Consider the following 21,076-nt stretch of genomic DNA (forward strand, 5'->3'; position numbering starts at 1 on the left):
ATTAATATAAAGTAAAGGTAGGAGGTTTTTACGTGGAACAAAGTACAGCAATAGAATTAAAAAGTAGTCTTCACCATAAAAGAAGTAAGACATTGAAAAAATACACTGGATTATTATACATAGCCCCATGGCTATTAGGTTTTCTTGGTTTTCAGCTATATCCTTTAGTTTCATCATTTTATTATTCATTTACTAATTTAAGTTTAGGTGGAAACCCTAAATTTGTTGGTTTAGATAATTATATACGTATATTTACAGTGGATCCAGAGTTTTGGAAATCCTTAAGTGTAACAATTGTATATGTATTTACATCAGTTCCTGCAAAATTAGCGTTTGCATTACTGATTGCAATGATATTAAACTCAAAATTAAAATTTATAAATGCTTTTAGGACTATATACTATATTCCATCTATACTTGGGGGAAGTGTAGCAGTATCTGTATTATGGCGTTTCTTGTTTATGAAAGAAGGTACAATAAATCAGATTTTATCTGTATTCTCAATACCACCTCTTGATTGGATTGGCAGTCCTAGTTTGGCGTTATTCACAATAGATATACTTACTGTTTGGCAGTTTGGTTCATCTATGGTGTTGTTTCTTGCGGGCTTAAAACAGATACCAGCAGAACTATATGAAGCCGGAATAATGGATGGAGCATCAAAAATTAGAATGTTCTTTACAATTACTATACCAATGCTAACACCAATAGTATTTTTTAACGTTATTATGCAATTAGTTGGAGCTTTCCAAGAGTTCACATCCGCTTTTGTAATAACAGGTGGAGGTCCTATGCAATCAACTTATTTATATGGAATGAAGTTGTATTTAGAAGCTTTCAGATATTTTAAAATGGGATATGCATCTGCCTTATCTTGGATTCTATTTTTAATAATATTAGTTTTCACGCTTATAATATTTAAATCTTCAAAGAAATGGGTTTATTACGATGATGGAGGCGAGTTTTAATGAATAAAAAGTCAAGAAGCACAATTCTAAGATATGTAATTTTAGTAGTAGTCGGAATAATCATGATTTATCCAGTTGTATGGCTTTTCTTTGCTTCATTTAAAAGTAATGATGAATTATTTGGTTCGGCATCATTACTTCCTAAAGCATTTACATGGGATTCATATATACAAGGATGGAAGGGAAGTGGACAATATGGATATAGTACATTTTTCCTTAATACAATAAAACTTGTTATACCAACTGTATTATTTACGGTAATTTCAAGTGCTGTGGTAGCTTACGGTTTTGCAAGATTTAAGTTTCCATTTAAAAAGATATTATTTGCTCTTATGATATCTACACTGATGCTACCAAATGCTGTTGTTATCATTCCTAAATATATGCTATTTAGAGATTTAGGCTGGATTGATAGTTATAATCCTTTTATTGTACCTGCAATTTTTGCCGGATATCCATTTTTTATCTTTATGTTAGTTCAGTTTTTTAGAGGTGTTCCGAGAGAATTGGATGAAGCGGCAACAATTGATGGCTGTAATTCCTTTACAATTTTCTTAAGGATTATGTTGCCTCTAAGTAAACCAGCATTATTTTCAGCAGGAATATTTCAATTTATGTGGACATGGAATGATTTCTTCAATTCCTTAGTTTATATTAATAGTGTTAACAAGTTAACGTTGCCTTTAGCACTTAGGGTATCTCTTGATGCATCAGCTTCAGTTAACTGGAATCAGATAATGGCTATGGCACTAGTAAGTATATTACCTTGTATACTAATATTCTTCTTTGCTCAGAAACATTTTGTAGAAGGAATTGCTACAACAGGTATGAAGGGGTAAGTTATTATTGCTATTAGCGACCAAAGCATAGTTAAGTTATGATAGCTATGCTTTTGTATTTTGGACATACCAAAAGAATGAAGCTTCTATTTTTTAGATAACAACGACGATTAGAGATGTGAAAGATATGAGAATATCTAAGAATGATGGGAGAGCGTATTAAATGATAAATGGCGAAAACGCAGTCATATGAATAATGATTGGAGGTTAATTAACATGGAATTTATCATGACGGCAAGAAGTAAGGAACAAGAGAATACTGATTATCTCACATTGCATGAACAGGGATTAAATGCTTCTGTAGAGATATTAGGCGGAAATGGGGGTATAAAGAACCCATTTCATGCAAAAGTATTAATTAATAACGAAAATAATGCAAAGTGGTATGGAGTTATTCATATTGAATTGCCATTCAATAAAGTAAATCCACGCTATTTCCTGCCAGCATTTATGTATGGTAGAAATCGTGGTGAGTGTCCACAGAATGTTCCTAATGAGTTTCCAAGACTTAGAGAGGAGACGAAGCGCCCATCCTCACCTTGGTGGATGGTAAGAGGCGACAGGTTATCCCATCCAGTAGCCTTGGTATATGACAGTGATAAAATATACGGATTTAGTGCAAGCCCATATTTCATAAGTAAAAGTGGAATAAAACAGCAATGGAAACCCGAAGTTGAAGGTGAATTTTATCAATATGCAGGATATACATGTTCGCTATCTAAAGGAACTGTAGGCTATACATTGGGTTATGAAAATGCACCATGGCTATTTATAAAATCACATGACGTTAGGGAAAGAGCACCACTAGGTGAGAATTGTTTTGAATTGGAGCCTGGAGAGACTGTTGAATTCACATTGGATTTATACGAATTTGACTCTAAAACAATGCTGGATGTTAATGCTGTGATTGAAGAGGTATATTATCATTATCATCAGAATCCAAGAAAGGCCAGCGATATAAGAACGACAGTTGCTGATTTGGCCCGTGCTGTTTATCAAGATGCATGGCTTCCAGAAGAGTTAAGTTATTCTGGTCAGGTTTTTGAAGATAAGGATACTGGAGGATACAGATATAACAAAATTATATCGATTACTTGGACTAATGGATTATCAGTAGCAACACCTATGTTAATGGCAGCTTTGCGGCTTGGGGATGAGTGTATGCGTCAGCAGGCACTATCCTGCATAGAAAATATTATTAAAAATTCCCTAAACCCTGCTAATGGGTTACCTTATGAGGCTTATAGTGATGGAAAATGGTCAGTTAATGGATGGTGGTTCGATGGTATGCATACACCAGGACATAGTTCATATTTAATAGGACAGTCACTATTTTATATTCTTAAGGCTTATGATTATGAAAAGAGACTTAAAAATTGCCTTCATGAGGATTGGATGTCATTTGTAAAAGAAGTTCTTATGAAAGTTGAAAAGACAAAAAATACTGATGAAGAATATCCTTTTATTTTATCAGAGAAAACTGGAGCCGGTATTGAATACGATTCGTTTAGTGGCACATGGTGTATGGCCGCATTGGGATATTATTGCTATATTACAGGAGACAAATCACATATAGATAGCTTAAGGAAAAGTGAAAAGCATTATTATGAAGAATACATTAAGCATATGGAATGCTATGGAGCACCATTGGATACAGATAAGGCTACAGATTCTGAGGGGATTTTAGCATACATAAAAGCAGTCAGATTTCTACATGCCTTAACAGGTGAAAAGCAATATTTAGAACACATGCGAGATGCAATATGCTATGAGTTTTCTTTTAAGTTCTGCTATAACTCTCCTGTTAAAATAAATCCACTTAGTAGAATTGGATGGTCCAGCTGTGGAGGAAGTGTGACATCCATTGCTAATCCTCATATCCATCCAATGTCGAGTAATCTTGTAGATGAATTGTTATATTTTGTGGAGAATAGTGAAGATGAATATGTAAGAAATCGTATGATGGATGTAATAGGCTGGGGATGCCAGACCTATAACACATATGATAAAGAATATGATTATGGGAAAAAAGGCTGGATGTCTGAGAGATTCTGTCATTGTGAAGGGTTAGTATCAGAAAAATATAGTGACGGCTCACTTGCTAGTACGTGGTTTTGCCTAATGCCATGGGCAAGCGGATCCATTATAGATGGTCTTGCAGGATGTTCTTGGGATAAATGTTTCGAATAGAAAGAGTTTATAATTCATATGAGTTCTAATTAATTAAATTACTAAACGATTGAATTATTTCGGTTAACAGGATATTTAATAAATTTAGATTTGAGAATAAATAAGAAGTAATAGAGATGTTTAATATTGGATTTAACATACAAAAATAAACAAAGAAAAGGTGAGAAATATATGGAAATGACATTAAGATGGTTTGGAAAAGAAGCAGATTCAGTAACACTGGAACAAATTAGACAAATTCCTGGAGTTACAGGTGTTGTAACAACTTTATACGATACAATGCCAGGAGAGGTTTGGCCTCATGAGAGAATTAAAGCCATGAAAGCTGAAGTAGAGGCGGCTGGTCTTAGAATAGCAGGTATAGAAAGTGTTAATATACATGATTCGATTAAAGTAGGTACACCAGATAGAGATAAATATATAGCTAATTATATTACTACTTTAGAGAGATTAGGGCAAGAAGGCATAGATGTTGTTTGTTATAATTTTATGCCAGTATTTGATTGGACTAGATCTGACCTTGCTAAAGTAAGACCTGACGGTTCAACAGTGTTATCTTATGACCAAGAACTTGTTGACAAAATTAATCCTGAGAATTTATTATCTTCAATGGATTCAAAATCTAATGGCTTTATGCTTCCAGGCTGGGAGCCTGAGCGTATGGCTAGAATTAAAGAATTATTTGAAATGTATAAAGATGTGGATAATGAGAAATTATTTAGTAATTTAAAATACTTCTTAGAGGCAATCATGCCAACGTGTGAGAAGTACAATATAAAGATGGCAATACATCCAGATGATCCAGCATGGCCAGTATTTGGATTACCAAGAATTATGACATGTAAAGAAAACTTATTAAGACTAGTAACTATGGTAGATAGTCCATGTAATGGAGTTACCTTATGTACTGGATCTTTATGATCAAATATGAATAATGATATTCCAGATATTATAAGAGCATTAAAGGGAAAAATTCATTTTGCTCATGTTAGAAATATTAAACACTATGCTCCAGGAAAATTTGATGAAGCTGCACATCTATCCTCTGATGGATCTTTAGATATGTATGAAGTTATGAAAGCCTTATATGAAATAGGGTTTAAAGGAATTGTAAGACCAGATCATGGTCGCATGATTTGGGGAGAAGTAGCTATGCCAGGATATGGACTTTATGATAGAGCTCTTGGAGTAGCATATTTAAATGGAATATTGGAAAGCTTACAGAAGTCAATTACAAAACTATCTAAAAACAATTAATAACTAGTAGTATACTGAAAATGTGGAGGTAGTTAAGATGATAGATAAAAAAAGTAAATTATATTCTTGTTGGCTAAGCTACAGTAATATTAAAAACAGTAAGTATAAAGAATATCTTGAAAATGTCTTGGTTTCCTGTAAAAGCGAAATTATAGATTCGGCAGTATCTGAATTAGGAAGGGTATTTAAAGAAATTTGTGATAGTAAAAAGACTCAAGCAATTTACGAAAATGAAAAAGACATTAAAGATATTAGCTATATTAAATTGGAGAAAAATCAAGATGAAAGTTTAGTTAATGATGGATATAAGATAAAACATGAGATTATTAATGGAAAAAATGAATGTATAAGTATTTCTGCTAAGAATGATAATGGTATTCTTTATGGAGTGTTTGCTTTATTGCGTTTACTTGAACAAAATAAGCAGCTTGAAGGAATTGAAATAGTAGATAATCCAGAGAAAGATCTTAGATTAATAAATCATTGGGATAATGGAGATGGAACTATTGAACGTGGCTTTGCTGGTGCTTCTGTTTTGTTCGAAAGCTGCAGGAACAAAGATATTATGAAGGAGGTTATGGATGAAATTGGTGGCATAACAGCAACTAGACCGGCCTTAAGAAAAGCGTTTAATGATGACTATAAGGTAGCTTCTGATTTAGATAGGGTTAATGATTATGCAAGAATGCTTTCCTCTATTGGAATTAATGGAGTAATCATAAATAACACTAATGTTCATGAAGCAGAGACTCACTTAATGGATAGTAAAATTGATATTGTGAAAAATATTAGTGATATATTTGATAAATGGGGAATTAAAACTTATTTGAGTATAAATTTTGCTGCTCCAATTACATTGAAGGATTTAGATACTTCTGATCCATTAGATGAAAGGGTAAAAGAATGGTGGAATAAAAAAGTTCAATATATGTATAAAGTGATTCCTAATTTGGGAGGTTTCATGGTAAAAGCTGATTCAGAGGGAAGACCAGGGCCATTTACTTATGGACGTAACCATGCAGATGGAGCTAATATGCTTGGAGAAGCACTTGTACCATATGGAGGAATATTAATATGGAGATGCTTTGTATACAACTGCAAGCAGGATTGGCGAGATCATTCAATAGATAGAGCCAAGGCAGCTTATGATTGTTTTAACCCATTAGATGGACAATTTTTAGATAATGTATATTTACAAATTAAGAATGGTCCATTGGATTTCCAAGTTAGGGAACCAGTATCACCATTATTTGGGACAATGGATAAAACTAATAAATTATTGGAACTTCAAATAACTCAGGAATACACAGGACAACAAAAGCATGTATGCTATTTAATTCCTATGTGGAAAGAGGTTTTAAATACTCAAACTTACGCAAATGGTAATATTGAAAGCAATGTTGCTAAGAGAGTCAGTGGAATTAATGCAATAGTTAATGTAGGAAACGATGAAAACTGGACTGGTCACTTCTTAGCTCAAGCTAATCTTTATGGATATGGGCGTCTTGCTTGGAATAGTGATATTACTAGTGAGGCGATTGCAGAAGAGTGGATAACTCTAACTCTTGGCAATAATCCAGTAGTTATGAAAAACGTAAAAGATATATTAATAAATTCCTGGGAAGCATATGAAAAGTATACATCACCTCTTGGAATAGGTTGGATGGTATCGCCAGGACATCACTATGGACCAGATGTAGATGGATATGAATTTTCGCCTTGGGGTACATATCATAGAGCAGACTGTAAAGGCGTTGGAATTGATCGTACCATTGAAAAAGGAACAGGTTATTCAGAACAATATAATGAACCTATTAAGAGTAAATATAATAATTTAGAAAGCTGCCCGGATGAATTATTATTATTTTTCCATCATGTACCTTATACTAAGGTATTGAAATCAGGAAAAACAGTAATTCAGCATATCTATGATACACATTTTGAGGGCTTTGAAATAGTAGATAATTTTATCCATAAGTGGAATGAATTAAAAGATATCATAGATGAAAAGGTATATGAGCAAGTTCTTGAACGACTTAATATACAACTAGATAGCGCTAGAGATTGGAGAGACCAAGTTAATACATATTTCTATAGAATGTCTGGAATACAGGATGAAAAAGGTAGAAAAATATATTAATTTATTTCTAATATTTACCCACTAAGTCTTAGAACTCCGATAATATAGTTTTTATATAACCATATTATGACATGCTATTGGAGTTTACTTTTTTGTGATAATGTTAAAATTTTGGTGTAAACACCAGTTAAAAAATTTTAAAAAATATCTTGCACAATGAAAAAAAAAGTGCTATTATGAAAACGTAGTCTAGAGAGGGGTGCCTAGAAAGGGCTTTTAGTAGACTATAATGAAATAATAATAATATCTAGCATGTTACTGATTCGATCAGGCATAAGCATAGAGAAGTAAAATGAAGTAATATTTATTCGTTAAAAACACATATTTTGTACAGTTTTTATAGGGTATTATCATATTTTTTTATGATTTAATTTTGGTGTACAAATATTGTGACGATATACGAATATATACTATTGTTTTATTTCCAAATGCTTATGCCTTTTGTTTTTGTAACAAATAAAAAATAGGAGGTATAAAAATGGTAGGAATTATTCTTGCTAGTCACGGAGAATTTGCTAAAGGCATCATGCAATCTGGTGCGATGATTTTCGGAGAACAAGAAAACGTAAAAGCTGTTACGTTGATGCCTAGCGAAGGACCTGATGATCTTAGAGCAAAAATGAAAGATGCAATCGCATCCTTTGACAACCAAGATGAGGTTTTATTCTTAGTTGATCTTTGGGGTGGTACACCATTCAACCAAGCGAATATGCTATTTGAAGAACATAAAGACAAATGGGCAATCGTAGCTGGTTTGAATTTGCCAATGTTGATTGAAACTTATGGTGCACGTCTTTCAATGGAATCTGCTCATGAAATTGCAGCTTATATCTTAAATGCAGGTAAAGAAGGAGTTAAAGTTAAACCCGAGGAGTTAGAACCAGCAGATACTGGTAATGCTTCAGGAGCGGGAGCAGGGCAATCTAATGCAGGTGCACCTGGATCGTTTGAATACGTTTTAGCTCGTATCGACTCTCGTTTACTTCATGGTCAAGTAGCAACTGCTTGGACAAAAACTGTAAATCCTACACGAATTATTGTCGTGTCAGATGATGTAGCTAGAGATACTCTTCGTAAGAATTTGATTACGCAAGCTTCTCCTCCGGGGGTTAAGGCTCATGTTGTTCCAGTTGATCATATGATTAAACTTGCAAAAGATGATAAGCATTTTGGAGGCCAACGTGCAATGCTTCTTTTTGAAAATCCAAAAGATGTGCTTAGAGCTGTAGAAGGCGGAATACCGCTAAAGACAATCAATGTTGGTTCAATGGCTCATTCTCCAGGTAAGGTTCAACCAAGCAAAGTTTTAGCTTTCAATCAAGAAGATATCGATATATTTAATAAGCTTAAACAAGCTGGACTTACTTTTGATGTGCGTAAAGTACCAAATGATTCAAAAGCAAATATGGACGAAATACTTAAAAAAGCACAAGAAGAATTAAAAAAATTAAAATAATCTAATTATTTAGAGAAAAAGGAGGATTAATAACCATGACTTTAAATATAGTTCAAATTATATTAGTCATTTTAATAGCATTTTTAGCTGGTGTAGAAGGTATCTTAGATGAATTCCAATTTCACCAACCGATAATTGCTTGTACATTAATTGGCTTGGTTACAGGTAATTTACTACCATGCTTAATCTTAGGTGGTACTCTTCAAATGATAGCCTTAGGTTGGGCAAATATTGGTGCTGCTGTAGCACCTGATGCAGCATTAGCCGCTGTTGCATCTGCAATTATTTTAGTTCTTGGAGGTCAAGGTGAAGCAGGAGTTGCTTCAGCGATTGCTATTGCTGTTCCTCTAGCAGTTGCAGGATTATTATTAACAATTATTTGTCGTACACTTGCTACAGCGTTCGTACATTTTATGGATGCTGCTGCTAAAGAAGGAAATCTTAGAGCTATTGATATGTGGCAAATCGCTGCTATTTGTTTACAAGGTATACGTATTGCGATTCCAGCTGCACTAGTATTAGCAATCGGTGCTGGTCCTATTAGTTCATTACTTGCTGCTATGCCTACTTGGTTAACAGGCGGTTTAGCAATTGGTGGTGGAATGGTTGTAGCTGTTGGTTATGCAATGGTAATCAACATGATGGCTACAAAAGAAGTATGGCCATTCTTTGCAATTGGTTTTGTATTAGCAACTGTTTCACAAATTACACTTATCGGACTTGGTGCAATAGGTGTAGCTTTAGCACTTCTTTACTTAGCACTTAGCAAACAAGGTGGCTCAGGTAATGGTGGAAGTTCAAATACTGGTGATCCTTTAGGGGATCTAATAGATAGATACTAAGAAGGGAGAGGAAACGAAAATGTCAAAAGAATTAAAATTAACAAAAAGAGACCGTATTTCTGTTTGGTTCCGTTCATTTTTCCTTCAAGGTTCTTGGAACTATGAAAGAATGCAAAATGGTGGTTGGGCATTTGCAATGATTCCAGCAATCAGAAAATTATATAAGACTAAAGAAGAGAGAGCTGCAGCATTAGAACGTCACTTAGAGTTCTTTAACACTCACCCATATGTAGCTTCACCAGTTGTTGGTGTAACATTAGCTTTAGAAGAAGAACGTGCAAATGGTGCACCAATCGACGATGTAACTATTCAAGGTGTTAAGATTGGTATGATGGGACCTTTAGCAGGTATCGGAGATCCAGTTTTCTGGTTCACTGTAAGACCAATTTTAGGAGCATTAGCTGCTTCACTTGCTCTAGGTGGTAACATCCTTGGACCAATTATCTTCTTCTTCGCTTGGAATATCATCCGTATGGCATTTATGTGGTATACACAAGAGTTTGGTTACAAAGCAGGATCTCGTATTAGTGAAGATTTATCAGGTAATATGCTACAAGATATTACAAAAGGAGCATCTATCCTTGGTATGTTCATCTTAGGATCGTTAGTTAACAGATGGGTATCTGTTAAATTTGCACCAGTAGTATCATCTGTTAAATTAAGTGATGGTGCATTTATTGATTGGAGCAAACTTCCTGCTGGAGCAGAAGGTGTTAAGCAAGCTCTATTACAACAAGCATCAGGTATGTCATTAACTGATACTAAGATTACAACATTACAAAATAACTTAGATTCATTAATCCCTGGATTTGTAGGATTATTAATTACACTTCTTTGTATGTGGTTACTTAAGAGGAAGGTATCTCCAATTATCATAATTCTTGGATTATTCATAATTGGTATTGTTTTCCACTTGATCGGTTTAATGTAGTACTTTTTTACTTAGCCTAGGCTTTTTAGCCTGGGCTTTTGTTAACAATATTAATCGTGTTACTTTTAATAGACTTTGGAATAATTGATAAAAGCATGTAAAGAATATATAATAAAAATAAATGTGTATATAAGTAGAAAAGAGGTAGATAGGATGGTTGAGTCACTCAATACAAAGGTGGATCTAGCAATTGATGGAACATCTTTTGCTGGTGTTGCAGATTATGGCAAGATTATGATAGGTGACAAAGGTTTTGAGTTCTATAATTCTCGTGATTATCGTAAATTTATTCAAATTCCTTGGGAAGAAGTTGACTATGTGATTGCATCTGTATTATTTAAGGGAAAATGGATTCCACGATATGCAATTCGAACGAAGAAAAATGGAACATATACTTTTTCTTCTAAAGAAGCGAAGAAAGTGCTTCGTACTGTTCGAAATTATGTTGATCCAAATCATATGGTTTATTCATTAAGTTTTGTTGATGTAGTAAAACGAGCACTGAAATCTACATTTAAGAAGAAGAGCTGATCGACTAAAGAAGTCATCATGTTTATAAAGTAAAACTTTTCAGATAGAGTTTTATATTCACAGTTGAATTTAGTTGAACTTATGCAACAAAGGGTATTTTGTCTTGCATTTTTCTTTCTACCATGAAACCCACTAAAATAGATATTAGATTTTAGTGGGTTGTTTTAATGTAAAATATACAAATATTTATTTTGATTTTATAAGCAATGCTAATTTACAAAAGTAAACTCTAATGGATTTTTATCAACTAATCTTGGATAAGTATATTTAGGATATCCCACCATAATAGCACCAGTAATTTTCTTATTTTCAGGGATGTTAAATAATTTAAGTAATGGAGAATTATCTTTCATAGCAATTCTTTCAAACATTCCAGCCCAGCATGATCCTAAGCCTAGTGTTGGCGCATATAACTCTAAATATGTTAATGAAAGGATTGAATTTTCTCTTCCTCGTGGAAAGTTTGAATCAGCAGTTGCCAGGACAAGGCTTGAGGCTCCACGCAAAATTGTATCAATTCCTTTTTCACGATATGGTCTTGTAAATTCACTGGATACATTATTCTTTTCAAATTCCTCAATGGCAATTTTAACGGCTTTATCAAGTAGTTTTCTATCATCTATGATAGTGTAAGATATTCCTTGAAGATTATGTCCACTAGGAGCAAAATGTGCTATATTCACAAGATCTATTAATTTTTCTCTTGGGACGGGAGTTTCCTTATATGAGCGGATTGAACGCCTTGAACGAAGGAAGTTTTCAGCCTCTTCAGGACTTAGTTTAGGAAATTTTTTGGAGCTGGTTTGATTGGTTAATGGTGTTTTTATATTATCAATTGCTTCCCTTGGGCATATAGCTACACAATGACCACAGGAAATACACTCTTCACCGCAAATTTCTTTAGGTCCATTTTCACTAAGTTCTAATACACGTTCTGGGCACTCATTTACGCACAAACCACATTTAATACATTTATCTTGATTTACAGTTATTAAATTCATTTTTATCTTCTCCTTTAATTTAAACATATTCCTTTAAGTAATAAGATTTATTTAATAGTATTATCGTATTAAAGATATCTATAATATGCTTAACAATACAAAATTAATGAAAGTAAATTCTTTTTAATCCATTATACAATTAAAGAATTCTTTTAAATAGATGATAAATTATCATAGGATAAATAATCACAGCAGTATTATCATTATTAGCAGTAAATAATTTTTTAGGAATATGAGCTTGTTATTTTTTTGATTATGTCTTAAAGTATTTCACAAATTACTGACGAGTTGGTTGATTTCCAGGGGTAAATGCACTTGAGGATTTAGTATTATTTTCTCTATTTAAGAGACCATTAGTGATTAAATAATAAACACACGCTAGTAAAAGTACACTGCAACTTGCAATTGTAATTCCAATAACACCAAATGAATGATATACAGAGGTACTTATCCATGATCCAAGGGACCCACCTAAGTAATACCCAACCATGTAAAGAGAATTTAATCTGCTATGATTTTGGAGACTAAGCTTATAAATCCTTCCTTGATTTAGAGACATATTCATTCTTGAACCAACATCTAAAGTAAAGGTTACGAGAATTATAATTATAAGTTTAGACCAGCCTACACCTAAGATTAAAAAAGAAACAAACATTATAGCTAAAGCAAAAAGGTTCCATAAGCTTACTTTTTTACTATTTGTAAGTTTTCCCGAAAATCCAGCGGCTAACGCACCTGCTATACCTAAAAAGCCAAAGAGTCCAACTATTGCACTTCCATAACTATAAGGAGAACCTTCTAAAATAAAGGATAATGAAACCCAAAAAATATTAAAGGCACAAAAGGCAGCAGCACCAAAAACTATTGTTTCTCTTAATACTTTTTCTTTTTTTAATAATGGAGGTAAAGATAGTATGATATTTTTATATGAACTTTCCTTTTTTACATTATCATTTGGGAGAGAATAAAATAAGTATACTGCAAAAATTAATAAAACTATTGCTGCAAATTCATGAACTCCTCTCCAGCCAATTAGTTGGCCTAGAACTCCACCTAGAACTCTACCGAGTAAAACTCCAAGAAATACTCCGGTTAATAAGTGACCAACAATTATACCACGTTTTTCTGACGAAATATTTGAAGAAACAAACGGGATTATAAGCTGTGCTGAAACACTTGAAATCCCCATAAAAAAGCCTACAATTACTATTAAATTAAAGGTAGAGACTAAAGTCATTAAATATAATAATATAGCTGAACAAATAATACTTAAAATGATTAATAGTTTTCTACTATACCTGTCTCCTAGTGGAACAATGAACAACAATCCCATTGTATAGCCTATCTGTATAGCTGTTACAAGCTTACCAGATGATGAAGCAGGTATAAAAAAATCATTGGAAATATTGGTCAATAAAACTTGATCGTAGTACAAATTAGCTACTATAATTGCACAAATAATTGATAAAATTAATAATAGTTTGTTTGAAAAATTTTTGTTTTTTAAAGCTCTATTCATTTTTACATCTTCCTCTCTATGGCTTATGAAGATAGTGTATAATAAAAGTATTATTTTAAATAGAACCTAAGTTATCATATGATTAATAATACTATGTTTAGCAGACCTTAATCATAATTCTAAAAGTATTGCAAGAATTTTAGCCGCAATTGTGAAATGTGCATTGTGAATTACAACATATATAATAATAAAGTTTATATGAATAGAGATGGGGCGGTAATAATGATATCTAAAAACAAAGAACTTGGATTATTTTTAAAAAAGAAAAGATCCACATTAAGACCAGAACAATTTGGACTCAAATTTGATAAAAAAAGAAGGGTGAAAGGATTAAAGAGAGAGGAAGTAGCTGATTTAGCCGGGGTAAGTATTGACTGGTATGTGCGTATTGAACAAGGACAAGATGTTAATCCATCAATAGATGTGTTGCTTTCCTTGAGTAGGGTTTTGCAATTAAATAATGAAGAAAAAAGATATTTATTTAATTTATCAGATAAGAAATTACCTGTAGAAGACTTCGCAGCTGTTACTATTTCTAATACATTACAAAAATTCTTAGACAATCAAAATCCAAGTATAGCTTATGTTACTGATAGTAAATTAACAATGATTGGATGGAATATGGCGGCACTAAAAGTTTATGGTAATTATGAAGAAATGGATGAAAAAGAAAGAAACTCGGTTTGGAGAGCTTTTAATGATGATTATCTAAAAGAACTGTTAGATAATTGGGAAGGGCATTCTAAATTACGTGTTGAACAATTGAGAGCAAATTACGGCTATTATGAGAATGATAATACAATAAATGCAATTATAAATGAATTAAATGAAAAAGATTCTCTATTTAATAAATGGTGGAATAATCAAGGTATTATGGGAACACCAGAAGGTCAAAAACTTTTGCATCATCCTTTAGTAGGGGATTTATACCTAAGTTATATTTCATTTAGGTCCACAGAAATAGAGGGAGCAAGTATCACCATTCAAATGCCTATAGATGATGAAACAAAGAATAAATTAAAGCAGCTTATCTTAGAATAAATAATATTCATCATTAAGCTTATTGCTCTTAATGGAATCATAATTATGCCATATTTTTAGCATAAGAATTCAGAATAATGTAGCACGTTATTTCTTTCCTGTAATAGTCATAAAAGCTCTGTAAATTATAAATTGATTTATGAAGTCAACTTGTAATAAAAACGAAAGTGAGTTATAATTGTTGATAATATCAATTAATTTGGAGGCGAATATGAGAAACGAAGAGATAATTAGAAAAGAGGTAAGATTAATTGTGAGAGAATTAGGGCTGCTTAATCACAATTGCCTAAATTCTGAATTAACACTGGCTCAAGCTCATATATTAAATTACATAAAACAAAATGGAAAAACTCCTTTTAATGAATTGCTAATAAATTTAGGTATTGATAAGGCTTCGTTAAGCAGGATACTTAATAATTTGGAGGCTAAAAATTATTTGGAGCTGAAGAAATCAGAAGCTGATAAAAGAATGAAAGATACTTGTATTCTTCCATTAGGTATTGAGGCTATAAATAGTGGAGACCATGAAGCAAATAAATTTATTAATGAAATTTTAAATTTAGGCGATAGTGAGGATACAGAAAATATTGTGGGAGCATTTAGATTATTTCGCGTTCTTGCATTAAAAAACAATCTCAAGAAGAATGATTCTAGAATATTAATAGAAAGAATTTCTGAAAATTATATAAAAGAAGCAATTGAATTAGCAACAGAAGTATTTACTAATGAGCAAAGCATTCCAGCAGAATTGGTTCCAGTGAGTGAGTATTTAAAACCAATTTGGTGGTGTGCAAGAGTAGGAGAAGATATTATTGGAGTAGTATCAGCATGGAAAGAAAAGGATAAATGGCATTGGGGAAGATTTGCTGTTGATAAAAGATTGAGAGGTATGGGAATTGGTCAGAAGCTTGCTATAGCTTCATTAAAAGAAATTTTTAATTCTTATACTGACGAAATTTACATTGAAGCAAGAGATGCAACTCTAAATATGTTAATGAAATTCGAATGCAAAGTAATTGGAGAGGCAGAAGATTTTTATGGTGAACCTGTAACTCCAATAATATTAAGTAAAAGTAATTTTATTAAGAGATGTAAATAGAGAAAAAATATTAATTAAAGAAAGTGCTATGCATTAGTTGAAAATATTGATGCTTAGCATTTTCTTGTTTTTATAAGTTAAAGGCTGAATAAGAGGCGAATGCATATATTTTTTTACTAATGCTATTATGATATACTTAAATTTAAAGTAATAATTTGCAACAATTTTTGTTGAAAATTTTAAGAATCATTAACTGAACATAGCTTTTAGTATAAGTCAGAATATTAGTATGTGTTAATATTTAAATATTAAAATTTTATATTGTGTACGCATAAAAAATAATATTTAAGGTTATATAAGAGTGGAGATAAGAAAGAGGAGTGATTTATGAAGAGGATTGAATTAATTCTTATGAAGCTTAAAGAGAAAACGAGTACAGATGCGAAAGGGTTTTCAGCAACTGAAATTGCAGAGGAGTTAAATCTTACTAGAGGAAATGTCAGTACTGATTTAAATAAGTTAGTAAGCGAAGGGAAAGTAAAAAAGATAAAGGGAAAACCAACACTATTTATTTTTATAGATAAAGAAATTGATAAATCTGAAGTGTCAATGATAAATAGATTTGCAGAATCTAATCCAAGTTTATATACGGCAATTGAGCAAGCAAAAGCTGCAATACTATACCCCCCTAATGGAATGAATATGTTACTCCTTGGAGAAACAGGTGTTGGGAAGTCAACTTTTGCTGGATTGATATATAAGTATGCAGTTGAAATGAAAATAAAACCTAAAGATAGTCCTTTTATAACATTTAATTGTGCTGATTATGCTAATAATCCTCAATTGCTGCTTGGACAATTATTTGGAGTGAAAAAAGGTGCATATACAGGTGCTGATTCTGATAAGCAAGGTCTTTTAGAAAAAGCTGATGGGGGAATTTTATTTTTAGATGAAGTTCATAGACTACCAGCAGAGGGACAGGAAATGTTTTTTACCTTTATGGATAGAGGTGTATATAGAAGACTTGGAGAAACTGATAGTGAAAGAAGTGCAAAGGTTCTTATAATAACGGCTACAACTGAAGACCCAAACATGAATTTACTTCAAACCTTTACAAGAAGAATTCCGATGGTAATAACTATACCACCTTTGAGAAATAGAGGGATGGAAGAAAGATTTAATCTTATAAAACAATTCATGATTGAAGAATCTGGACGCTTAGGAAAGAGTATTAAGGTATCAGTAAATTCCTTAAAAGCTTTTTTATCTTATGATTGTCCAAATAATATAGGGCAGTTAAAATCTGATATACAGTTAACTTGTGCTAAAGCCTATGCAGATTTTCTTTCAAATAGAAAGGAAGATATAAGGATTAGCAGTTTAGAATTGCAACCTTATATAAGAGAAGGATTATATAAGGAAGTCGAGCATAGACAATTATGGAATAAATTAATTGATATAAATAATAGATATTGTGTTTTTGACAAAAATGAAAAGCAAATGATTTTTGAAGAAAATGAGCAAAATCAAAATATTTATGAAATGTTAGATGCTAAAACCAGGGAACTTAAAGCAAAAGGAATTGAAGGTAAAGAATTTGAAGAAGAAATGGAAAGTGATATAGAAGAGTATTTTAAAAATTATATGATTAAGTTCCATAATAAAGCTGATACTGCAAATTTCGAAAACATCATTGAACCATATATTATGAGTGTAATACAAAAAGTTGTAAACTTTTGTGAAACAGAATTAAAAAGAGAACTTGATAAGCAGATATACTATGGCTTAGCAGTTCATATAAGTAATTCCATAGATCGAATTAAAAGAAACAAAAAAATTGAAAATCCAAAGCTAAATAAAATAAGAAAAGAATATAGTAAAGAATTTAATATTGCACTAGAAGCTTTAAAGATAATAGAAGAAGCAATAGACAGAGAAGTTCCTATTGATGAAGCAGGATTTTTAACTATGTTTTTAATTTACAATAGTGAAAGGATAAAAAATAAACGTGATAATGTAAATGTAATAGTTATTGCTCATGGAGAAGGAACAGCTACTTGCATGGCCAATGCGGTAAATGGACTTTTAGGGACGCAATATGCAAAAGGAATAAATGCACCAATAGAGGAAAAACCACAAGTTATATTAGAAAGAACTAAGGAGTATATTAGAGAAAATAAAATTACCTCGGATGTTTTATTCTTAGTTGATATGGGATCCTTGGTTACCTTTGGCAAAGAAATAGAAGTAGAATTTAAAATAAAAACAAGGACGATTCCCTTGGTAAGCACTTTACATTGCATTGAAGCTACTAGAAAAGCTATAATTGGATATACTTTAGATGAAATATATAGGGATACCCTGGAGGTAAATAATTTATACGATAATAATGTATTAGATTATATTCCAGAATCACCTGAAGAAAGAAAATTAGCAATCATAACTGTATGTACTACTGGTGAAGGCAGTGCCAAAGCCATGAAGGTATTACTAGAAAGAAATCTAAAGTTTGAAAATGATTTTCTAGAAATTGTTCCTGTTAATTTTATAGGAAAAGAAAGTATATATAGCCGATTAGATAAATTATCTAATAAATATGAAATAATTTGTTTAGTTAGTCCTTTTGAACTTGAAAGTGATTATATACAATATAATTTGGAAGATATCATTGAAGGTAATTGCATAGAAAATATACAGGATTTAATAAATAGAGAAAAAGTTTATGTAAAGATGGAAGAAACCTTAGAACATCAATTAAAGAACATTGAAGGTAAAGCGGTTCTTAATGATATAAAAAGGTTTACTACAACAGTTACTAAATTGCTAAATATAAAATTAACTTCTAATGCAATTATAGGAATAACTCTTCATATGGCAGTAATGATAGATAGATTATGTAGTGATGAAGTCATAGATGCATATAACAACATAGATTCATGCATAAAAGAAAATTCGGAATTGTATAGAATAATAAAAACGGAATGTTCAAGATTAAATACTAAGTACACAATTTATATTTCAGATGATGAAATATGCTATCTTATGAATCTATTTACAATGAAAAGTAGAAAAAATAAAGCACATTGATAATGTGCTTTAAAAGGTTTTCAAAAAGTAAAGCACATAAATACTTTTTGAAGATCTTTTTTTATTAAGTTAAGAAGGCTAAAATACAAGGTTTAAAGAAATTAATAAATATTTTGTATTAATTCTTTAGGTTGGCATGAAGATTGCTATATATATTACTGAGATGCAAATCAAATAATTAAAATAGAAGGTGAAGAAATGGATATATTATCAATGGATCAAGTAGTTATGGAATTAGTAGTTAATGGAGGACATGCAAGAAGTAAATCCATGGAAGCTATTAAAGCAGCAAGAAAAGGTGAGATAGAATTTGCAAAGGAAAAAATAAAGGAAGCTAACGAAGCCTTAAATAAAGCTCATAATTTTCAAACTAGCTTAATTCAAAAAGAAGCAGCTGGAGAAGAAGTAGGACTAAGTTTACTTATGGTGCATGCTCAAGATCATTTAATGAATGCTATGACAGTAAGAGATTTAGCTAAAGAAATGATCTCTATGTATGAGGAATTTAGAAAGTAATTATTAGAAAAAATAAATTCAGTTTATTTATATGAAACAAGATAGAAATATGAATTAAATCAATAATAAGTTTTTAGGAGGAATAAGAAATGAGATATATAACTTTAGTTTGTGCGGCAGGTATGTCAACAAGTATATTAATGGCCAGAATGCAAGAAAGTGCAAAAAAACAAGGAATAGAAGCAAAGATTGTTGCTATGTCAGAATCAAAATTTGAAGAATATGAGGAGCCAACAGAAGTTTTACTTTTAGGGCCTCAAATTGAATATATGGCAGATGAAATGAAGGAACAATATGAACCAAAGGGAATTAAAGTAGCAGTAATAGATATGATGGATTACGGAACTCTTAATGGAGAAAAAGTTTTAAAGGATGCACTTGCATTATTAGATTAATTGAGAAAAGTTAGGATAAATATTTATTGAGGAGGAATTATTATGTCTAATTTTGATGCAAAAGCTATATCTAAGAAAATATCCCCAATATTAAATAAAATTCAAAAGAGTAAATTAGCTAATGGTATTTCAGGGGGAATGATGGTTGCAATGCCTATTACACTTTTTGGTGCATTTGCTGCATTGTTTTTAAATGTACCAATACCAGCATGGAAAAGTTTTATTGCAGCAACAGGAATTGCATATGCCTTAAATGTAGCTATAATGTTTTCAACAAACTTTTTAGCTGTAGTTTTTGGGGTGACTATAGCAGGTAGTTATGCAAAACAGTATAAAGAAGATGGCACAGTGCCATCGCTATTAGCTTTGGTTTGTTTTTTCATAGTAACGCCGTTTACTACAGATAAGGTAGGTACTACACTCTCTATGTATTGGTTAGGGGCACCTGGTATATTTTCAGCTATGATTATTGCTATAGTATCAACTAGAGTATACATTTATATTAAGCAAAAAGGGATCACTATTAAGATGCCTTCAACTGTACCGCCTGTTGTATCAAGTAGTTTTAGTAGCTTGATACCTGGTTTTGTATCTATTATCATATTTATAATTGTGGCAGCTCTTTTTGCTGCAACTCCATTTAAAACTATGCACCAATTTATATATAACTTTGTTCAAACTCCATTACAAGGGGTTGGTGGAAATATTGTTTCAATGATAATTTTATGGACATTTGCACAAGTATTATGGTTCTTTGGTATTCATGGAACATTGGTTATTTATTCAGTTGTGCTTCCAATACTTACAGCAATGGATGCTGCACAATTAGCAGCATATTCAGCAGGAGAAGCCCTTCCTAACATAACAGGCAGAGCGTTTGCAAGCACATATACAATGACTGCTAGTGCTATTGGATTCACACTACTTATGTTATTTGCAGCTAAAAGTAAACAATATAAAACTTTAGGAAAGCTAACAACAATACCAGCCCTATTTGGAATTAGTGAACCATTAGTTTTTGGTACACCTTTAGTATTTAACTTTAAGTTTGTAGTTCCATTCCTATCTATGAATGCAATTAACTTAGCTATTGCTTATTTTCTAACAGCAGCAGGAATAGTTCCAAGAGTTGCGGGAATATCAGGTATGAGTGGAATACCAATAGTAATTACTGGTTTTGTAGAAGGAAGCTGGAAGATAGCTGCGTTACAAGTCGCACTTGTAGCTTTGTCAACTTTAGTGTGGTATCCATTCTTTAGAAAAGCAGATAAAGAAGCTTATGAATTAGAACAAAGTTCAGAAAATCAATAACATTTATAACCAC

The 21,076-nt window shown here is 31.9% G+C and carries 16 protein-coding genes and 1 pseudogene; 15 read left to right on the plus strand and 2 right to left on the minus strand.

Annotated features, from left to right (window positions below):
- The first annotated feature begins 32 nt into the window (after nt 1-32).
- The 9 genes and pseudogenes from L1S46_RS05120 to L1S46_RS05160 all read left to right on the plus strand — a co-directional run bounded on the left by L1S46_RS05120 (nt 33) and on the right by L1S46_RS05160 (nt 11,154).
- Nucleotides 33-968: a sugar ABC transporter permease gene (locus tag L1S46_RS05120; protein WP_017209430.1), complete on the plus strand. Its 936-nt coding sequence runs from the start codon at nt 33-35 to the stop codon at nt 966-968.
- Nucleotides 968-1,807, plus strand: a complete 840-nt coding sequence (locus L1S46_RS05125) for a carbohydrate ABC transporter permease (protein WP_017209431.1) — start codon at nt 968-970, stop codon at nt 1,805-1,807. Before L1S46_RS05120 ends, L1S46_RS05125 begins: the two co-directional genes overlap by 1 nt.
- Nucleotides 1,808-2,023: 216 nt before the next feature.
- On the plus strand, nt 2,024-3,997 hold the full coding sequence (locus L1S46_RS05130) for a hypothetical protein (RefSeq protein ID WP_236895564.1): 1,974 nt from the start codon (nt 2,024-2,026) through the stop codon (nt 3,995-3,997).
- A gap of 171 nt (nt 3,998-4,168) precedes the next feature.
- Nucleotides 4,169-5,254, plus strand: a pseudogene (gene uxuA / locus L1S46_RS05135) (mannonate dehydratase).
- A gap of 37 nt (nt 5,255-5,291) precedes the next feature.
- The gene (locus tag L1S46_RS05140) at nt 5,292-7,394 is read left to right on the plus strand and encodes an alpha-glucuronidase family glycosyl hydrolase (protein ID WP_077829038.1); all 2,103 of its coding nucleotides are present in this window, start codon (nt 5,292-5,294) and stop codon (nt 7,392-7,394) included.
- 478 nt (nt 7,395-7,872) lie between these two features.
- Complete coding sequence (locus tag L1S46_RS05145) at nt 7,873-8,850, plus strand: mannose/fructose/sorbose PTS transporter subunit IIA (protein ID WP_077829039.1); 978 nt, start codon at nt 7,873-7,875, stop codon at nt 8,848-8,850.
- A 35-nt stretch (nt 8,851-8,885) separates the two neighbouring features.
- Nucleotides 8,886-9,692: a PTS mannose/fructose/sorbose transporter subunit IIC gene (locus L1S46_RS05150; protein ID WP_017209435.1), complete on the plus strand. Its 807-nt coding sequence runs from the start codon at nt 8,886-8,888 to the stop codon at nt 9,690-9,692.
- Between the two features lie 19 nt (nt 9,693-9,711).
- A complete protein-coding gene (locus tag L1S46_RS05155; protein ID WP_077829040.1) occupies nt 9,712-10,623 on the plus strand; it encodes a PTS system mannose/fructose/sorbose family transporter subunit IID in 912 nt (303 codons plus the stop codon).
- 153 nt (nt 10,624-10,776) lie between these two features.
- Entirely contained in the window at nt 10,777-11,154 is a 378-nt protein-coding gene (locus L1S46_RS05160; protein WP_023975728.1) for a DUF956 family protein, read from the plus strand.
- A gap of 209 nt (nt 11,155-11,363) precedes the next feature.
- Here the strand turns inward: L1S46_RS05160 and L1S46_RS05165 are convergent, their stop codons facing one another.
- Entirely contained in the window at nt 11,364-12,155 is a 792-nt protein-coding gene (locus L1S46_RS05165) for a nitroreductase family protein (RefSeq protein WP_077829041.1), read from the minus strand.
- Nucleotides 12,156-12,432: 277 nt separating this feature from the next.
- On the minus strand, nt 12,433-13,674 hold the full coding sequence (locus L1S46_RS05170) for an MFS transporter (RefSeq protein WP_236895560.1): 1,242 nt from the start codon (nt 13,672-13,674) through the stop codon (nt 12,433-12,435).
- 198 nt (nt 13,675-13,872) lie between these two features.
- On the opposite strand from L1S46_RS05170, the gene L1S46_RS05175 reads away from it, so the two are divergent.
- The 6 genes from L1S46_RS05175 to L1S46_RS05200 all read left to right on the plus strand — a co-directional run bounded on the left by L1S46_RS05175 (nt 13,873) and on the right by L1S46_RS05200 (nt 21,063).
- Entirely contained in the window at nt 13,873-14,715 is an 843-nt protein-coding gene (locus tag L1S46_RS05175; protein ID WP_236895558.1) for a helix-turn-helix transcriptional regulator, read from the plus strand.
- Nucleotides 14,716-14,926: 211 nt separating this feature from the next.
- The gene (locus L1S46_RS05180) at nt 14,927-15,814 is read left to right on the plus strand and encodes a bifunctional helix-turn-helix transcriptional regulator/GNAT family N-acetyltransferase (RefSeq protein ID WP_077830208.1); all 888 of its coding nucleotides are present in this window, start codon (nt 14,927-14,929) and stop codon (nt 15,812-15,814) included.
- Nucleotides 15,815-16,141: 327 nt separating this feature from the next.
- Nucleotides 16,142-18,841 (plus strand): sigma-54-dependent transcriptional regulator, encoded by a 2,700-nt coding sequence (locus tag L1S46_RS05185; protein ID WP_236895556.1) that lies wholly within the window; start codon nt 16,142-16,144, stop codon nt 18,839-18,841.
- Nucleotides 18,842-19,039: 198 nt separating this feature from the next.
- Nucleotides 19,040-19,357: a PTS lactose/cellobiose transporter subunit IIA gene (locus tag L1S46_RS05190; protein WP_041894219.1), complete on the plus strand. Its 318-nt coding sequence runs from the start codon at nt 19,040-19,042 to the stop codon at nt 19,355-19,357.
- An 89-nt stretch (nt 19,358-19,446) separates the two neighbouring features.
- Nucleotides 19,447-19,752: a PTS sugar transporter subunit IIB gene (locus tag L1S46_RS05195; RefSeq protein ID WP_017209445.1), complete on the plus strand. Its 306-nt coding sequence runs from the start codon at nt 19,447-19,449 to the stop codon at nt 19,750-19,752.
- A 42-nt stretch (nt 19,753-19,794) separates the two neighbouring features.
- The gene (locus L1S46_RS05200) at nt 19,795-21,063 is read left to right on the plus strand and encodes a PTS transporter subunit EIIC (RefSeq protein ID WP_236895554.1); all 1,269 of its coding nucleotides are present in this window, start codon (nt 19,795-19,797) and stop codon (nt 21,061-21,063) included.
- Nucleotides 21,064-21,076: the final 13 nt, after the last annotated feature.

This window comes from Clostridium sp. YIM B02500 (genome assembly GCF_022324665.1).
In the GTDB taxonomy this organism is placed as follows: Bacteria; Bacillota; Clostridia; order Clostridiales; family Clostridiaceae; genus Clostridium; species Clostridium beijerinckii.

Coding starts and splice junctions, on each gene's coding strand:
- L1S46_RS05125 (WP_017209431.1), top strand. CDS start 968: ATGAATAAAAAGTCAAGAAGCACAATTCTAAGATATGTAATTTTAGTA.
- L1S46_RS05130 (WP_236895564.1), top strand. CDS start 2,024: ATGGAATTTATCATGACGGCAAGAAGTAAGGAACAAGAGAATACTGAT.
- L1S46_RS05140 (WP_077829038.1), top strand. CDS start 5,292: ATGATAGATAAAAAAAGTAAATTATATTCTTGTTGGCTAAGCTACAGT.
- L1S46_RS05145 (WP_077829039.1), top strand. CDS start 7,873: ATGGTAGGAATTATTCTTGCTAGTCACGGAGAATTTGCTAAAGGCATC.
- L1S46_RS05150 (WP_017209435.1), top strand. CDS start 8,886: ATGACTTTAAATATAGTTCAAATTATATTAGTCATTTTAATAGCATTT.
- L1S46_RS05155 (WP_077829040.1), top strand. CDS start 9,712: ATGTCAAAAGAATTAAAATTAACAAAAAGAGACCGTATTTCTGTTTGG.
- L1S46_RS05160 (WP_023975728.1), top strand. CDS start 10,777: ATGGTTGAGTCACTCAATACAAAGGTGGATCTAGCAATTGATGGAACA.
- L1S46_RS05165 (WP_077829041.1), bottom strand. CDS start 12,155: ATGAATTTAATAACTGTAAATCAAGATAAATGTATTAAATGTGGTTTG.
- L1S46_RS05170 (WP_236895560.1), bottom strand. CDS start 13,674: ATGAATAGAGCTTTAAAAAACAAAAATTTTTCAAACAAACTATTATTA.
- L1S46_RS05175 (WP_236895558.1), top strand. CDS start 13,873: ATGAATAGAGATGGGGCGGTAATAATGATATCTAAAAACAAAGAACTT.
- L1S46_RS05180 (WP_077830208.1), top strand. CDS start 14,927: ATGAGAAACGAAGAGATAATTAGAAAAGAGGTAAGATTAATTGTGAGA.
- L1S46_RS05185 (WP_236895556.1), top strand. CDS start 16,142: ATGAAGAGGATTGAATTAATTCTTATGAAGCTTAAAGAGAAAACGAGT.
- L1S46_RS05190 (WP_041894219.1), top strand. CDS start 19,040: ATGGATATATTATCAATGGATCAAGTAGTTATGGAATTAGTAGTTAAT.
- L1S46_RS05195 (WP_017209445.1), top strand. CDS start 19,447: ATGAGATATATAACTTTAGTTTGTGCGGCAGGTATGTCAACAAGTATA.
- L1S46_RS05200 (WP_236895554.1), top strand. CDS start 19,795: ATGTCTAATTTTGATGCAAAAGCTATATCTAAGAAAATATCCCCAATA.